We start from the raw sequence: 4,175 nt of genomic DNA, 5'->3' as shown, positions 1-4,175 counted from the left end.
TGCATACAACTAATAGTTGGGGCTGTGGAGGGGATCGAACCCCCGCCCTCACGGGTATGAACCGTACGCTCTAGCCAGCTGAGCTACACCGCCGTTATGTAGCTTGTAAATTAATAATGGTGGAGACTAGCGGGATCGAACCGCTGACCTCCTGCGTGCGAAGCAGGCGCTCTCCCAGCTGAGCTAAGCCCGCAAAATTTATTTTAGTATCGGGAAGACAGGATTCGAACCTACGACCCCTTGGTCCCAAAACAAGTGCTCTACCAAGCTGCGCTACTTCCCGTAAAATAAGCGCGCCCGATAGGAGTCGAACCCATAACCTCTTGATCCGTAGTCAAACGCTCTATCCAGTTGAGCTACGGGCGCAAATATTAAAGATGGTGCCGAGGACCGGAATCGAACCGGTACGGTGATCTCTCACCGCAGGATTTTAAGTCCTGTGCGTCTGCCAGTTCCGCCACCCCGGCAATATCGTTAATGGAGCGGAAGACGGGATTCGAACCCGCGACCCCCACCTTGGCAAGGTGGTGTTCTACCACTGAACTACTTCCGCAAATGCGGGTGAAGGGAGTCGAACCCCCACGCCGTAAAGGCGCTAGATCCTAAGTCTAGTGCGTCTGCCAATTCCGCCACACCCGCTATTTAAATGGTGAGCCATAGAGGATTCGAACCTCTGACCCTCTGATTAAAAGTCAGATGCTCTACCAACTGAGCTAATGGCTCAAAAGATGGTGCCGGCCAGAGGACTTGAACCCCCAACCTACTGATTACAAGTCAGTTGCTCTACCAATTGAGCTAGGCCGGCTATAAATGGTGGAGAATGACGGGTTCGAACCGCCGACCCTCTGCTTGTAAGGCAGATGCTCTCCCAGCTGAGCTAATTCTCCACATTATATTGCCTGGCAACGTCCTACTCTAGCGGAACGTCAGTCCGACTACCATCGGCGCTAAGGAGCTTAACTTCTGTGTTCGGCATGGGAACAGGTGTGACCTCCTTGCCATTGTCACCAGACAAATGAATGATTATACATTCAAAACTAGATAGTAAGTAAGTTTTGCGTCGCAAAACGCTTTTAAAAAATTTGATTAAGTCTTCGATCGATTAGTATTCGTCAGCTCCACGTGTCACCACGCTTCCACCTCGAACCTATTAACCTCGTCATCTTCGAGGGATCTTATAACCGAAGTTGGGAAATCTCATCTTGAGGGGGGCTTCATGCTTAGATGCTTTCAGCACTTATCCCGTCCATACATAGCTACCCAGCTATGCCGTTGGCACGACAACTGGTACACCAGAGGTATGTCCATCCCGGTCCTCTCGTACTAAGGACAGCTCCTCTCAAATTTCCTACGCCCACGACGGATAGGGACCGAACTGTCTCACGACGTTCTGAACCCAGCTCGCGTACCGCTTTAATGGGCGAACAGCCCAACCCTTGGGACCGACTACAGCCCCAGGATGCGATGAGCCGACATCGAGGTGCCAAACCTCCCCGTCGATGTGAACTCTTGGGGGAGATAAGCCTGTTATCCCCGGGGTAGCTTTTATCCGTTGAGCGATGGCCCTTCCATGCGGAACCACCGGATCACTAAGTCCGTCTTTCGACCCTGCTCGACTTGTAGGTCTCGCAGTCAAGCCCCCTTATGCCTTTACACTCTATGAATGATTTCCAACCATTCTGAGGGAACCTTTGAGCGCCTCCGTTACCTTTTAGGAGGCGACCGCCCCAGTCAAACTGCCCGCCTGACACTGTCTTTCACCACGATAAGTGGTGCGGGTTAGAAAGCCAACACAGCTAGGGTAGTATCCCACCAACGCCTCCACGTAAGCTAGCGCTCACGTTTCAAAGGCTCCTACCTATCCTGTACAAGCTGTGCCGAATTTCAATATCAGGCTACAGTAAAGCTCCACGGGGTCTTTCCGTCCTGTCGCGGGTAACCTGCATCTTCACAGGTACTATGATTTCACCGAGTCTCTCGTTGAGACATTGCCCAAATCGTTACGCCTTTCGTGCGGGTCGGAACTTACCCGACAAGGAATTTCGCTACCTTAGGACCGTTATAGTTACGGCCGCCGTTTACTGGGGCTTCGATTCGTAGCTTCGCAGAAGCTAACCACTCCTCTTAACCTTCCAGCACCGGGCAGGCGTCAGCCCCTATACATCACCTTACGGTTTAGCAGAGACCTGTGTTTTTGATAAACAGTCGCTTGGGCCTATTCACTGCGGCTCTTCTAGGCGTGAACCCTAAAGAGCACCCCTTCTCCCGAAGTTACGGGGTCATTTTGCCGAGTTCCTTAACGAGAGTTCGCTCGCTCACCTTAGAATTCTCATCTTGACTACCTGTGTCGGTTTGCGGTACGGGCACCTGTTATCTATCTAGAGGCTTTTCTCGGCAGTGTGAAATCAACGACTCGAGGAAACAATTTCCTCTCCCCATCACAGCTCAGCCTTATGAGTGCCGGATTTGCCTAACACTCAGCCTTACTGCTTGGACGTGCACTCCAACAGCACGCTTCGCCTATCCTACTGCGTCCCCCCATCGATTAAAACGATACTAGGTGGTACAGGAATATCAACCTGTTATCCATCGCCTACGCCTGTCGGCCTCAGCTTAGGACCCGACTAACCCAGAGCGGACGAGCCTTCCTCTGGAAACCTTAGTCAATCGGTGGACGGGATTCTCACCCGTCTTTCGCTACTCACACCGGCATTCTCACTTCTAAGCGCTCCACATGTCCTTGCGATCATGCTTCGACGCCCTTAGAACGCTCTCCTACCATTGTCCAAAGGACAATCCACAGCTTCGGTAATATGTTTAGCCCCGGTACATTTTCGGCGCAGTGTCACTCGACTAGTGAGCTATTACGCACTCTTTAAATGATGGCTGCTTCTAAGCCAACATCCTAGTTGTCTAGGCAACGCCACATCCTTTTCCACTTAACATATATTTTGGGACCTTAGCTGGTGGTCTGGGCTGTTTCCCTTTCGAACACGGACCTTATCACCCATGTTCTGACTCCCAAGTTAAATTAATTGGCATTCGGAGTTTGTCTGAATTCGGTAACCCGAGAGGGGCCCCTCGTCCAAACAGTGCTCTACCTCCAATAATCATCACTTGAGGCTAGCCCTAAAGCTATTTCGGAGAGAACCAGCTATCTCCAAGTTCGATTGGAATTTCTCCGCTACCCTCAGTTCATCCGCTCACTTTTCAACGTAAGTCGGTTCGGTCCTCCATTCAGTGTTACCTGAACTTCAACCTGACCAAGGGTAGATCACCTGGTTTCGGGTCTACGACCAAATACTCAACGCCCTATTCAGACTCGCTTTCGCTGCGGCTCCACATTTGCTGCTTAACCTTGCATCAGATCGTAACTCGCCGGTTCATTCTACAAAAGGCACGCCATCACCCATTAACGGGCTCTGACTACTTGTAAGCACACGGTTTCAAGTTCTTTTTCACTCCCCTTCCGGGGTACTTTTCACCTTTCCCTCACGGTACTGGTTCACTATCGGTCACTAGAGAGTATTTAGCCTTAGGAGATGGTCCTCCCAGATTCCGACGGAATTTCACGTGCTCCGTCGTACTCAGGATCCACTCAAGAGAGAATATGTTTTCGACTACAGGATTATTACCTTCTTTGATTCATTTTTCCAGATGATTCGTCTAACATGTTCTTTTGTAACTCCGTATAGAGTGTCCTACAACCCCAACAAGCAAGCTTGTTGGTTTGGGCTCTTCCCGTTTCGCTCGCCGCTACTCAGGGAATCGATTTTTCTTTCTCTTCCTCCGGGTACTAAGATGTTTCAGTTCTCCGGGTCTGCCTTCTGACATGCTATGAATTCACATGTCGATAACATGACATAACTCATGCTGGGTTCCCCCATTCGGAAATCTCTGGATCAACGCTTACTTACAGCTACCCAAAGCATATCGTCGTTAGTAACGTCCTTCATCGGCTTCTAGTGCCAAGGCATCCACCGTGCGCCCTTAATAACTTAATCTATGTTGCCACCATATTTTGAATAACAATTCAAAATAAACAGCTAAAACTAGTTATTAATCTTGTGAGTGTTCTTCCGAACACTAGCGATTATTTATGAATTCAAGCTTATTTAAAACTCTATTCACTCGGTTTTGCTTGGTAAAATCTTACTTACTTATCTAGTTTTCAA

Annotated in this window: 9 tRNA genes and 2 rRNA genes; all 11 read right to left on the bottom strand. The window is 49.7% G+C overall.

What is annotated here, in order from left to right:
* Positions 1-19: 19 nt before the first annotated feature.
* Positions 20-93, bottom strand: a tRNA-Met gene (locus tag ACU8YC_RS24610).
* A 116-nt stretch (positions 94-209) separates the two neighbouring features.
* Positions 210-283: transfer RNA gene (locus ACU8YC_RS24605), tRNA-Pro, on the bottom strand.
* Positions 284-292: 9 nt separating this feature from the next.
* Positions 293-366: transfer RNA gene (locus ACU8YC_RS24600), tRNA-Arg, on the bottom strand.
* Positions 367-378: 12 nt separating this feature from the next.
* Positions 379-467 (bottom strand) — tRNA-Leu (locus ACU8YC_RS24595).
* Between the two features lie 11 nt (positions 468-478).
* Positions 479-553, bottom strand: a tRNA-Gly gene (locus tag ACU8YC_RS24590).
* 3 nt (positions 554-556) lie between these two features.
* Positions 557-639, bottom strand: a tRNA-Leu gene (locus ACU8YC_RS24585).
* Positions 640-647: 8 nt separating this feature from the next.
* Positions 648-723, bottom strand: a tRNA-Lys gene (locus tag ACU8YC_RS24580).
* A 6-nt stretch (positions 724-729) separates the two neighbouring features.
* Positions 730-805 (bottom strand) — tRNA-Thr (locus ACU8YC_RS24575).
* A gap of 6 nt (positions 806-811) precedes the next feature.
* Positions 812-887: transfer RNA gene (locus ACU8YC_RS24570), tRNA-Val, on the bottom strand.
* Between the two features lie 10 nt (positions 888-897).
* A 5S ribosomal RNA gene (gene rrf, locus ACU8YC_RS24565) occupies positions 898-1,012 on the bottom strand.
* Positions 1,013-1,082: 70 nt separating this feature from the next.
* Positions 1,083-4,004: ribosomal RNA gene (locus ACU8YC_RS24560) — 23S ribosomal RNA — on the bottom strand.
* Positions 4,005-4,175: the final 171 nt, after the last annotated feature.

It is taken from the genome of Citrobacter sp. VF227 (assembly GCF_052950715.1).
This window is presented reverse-complemented; position numbering and strand designations above follow the sequence as displayed.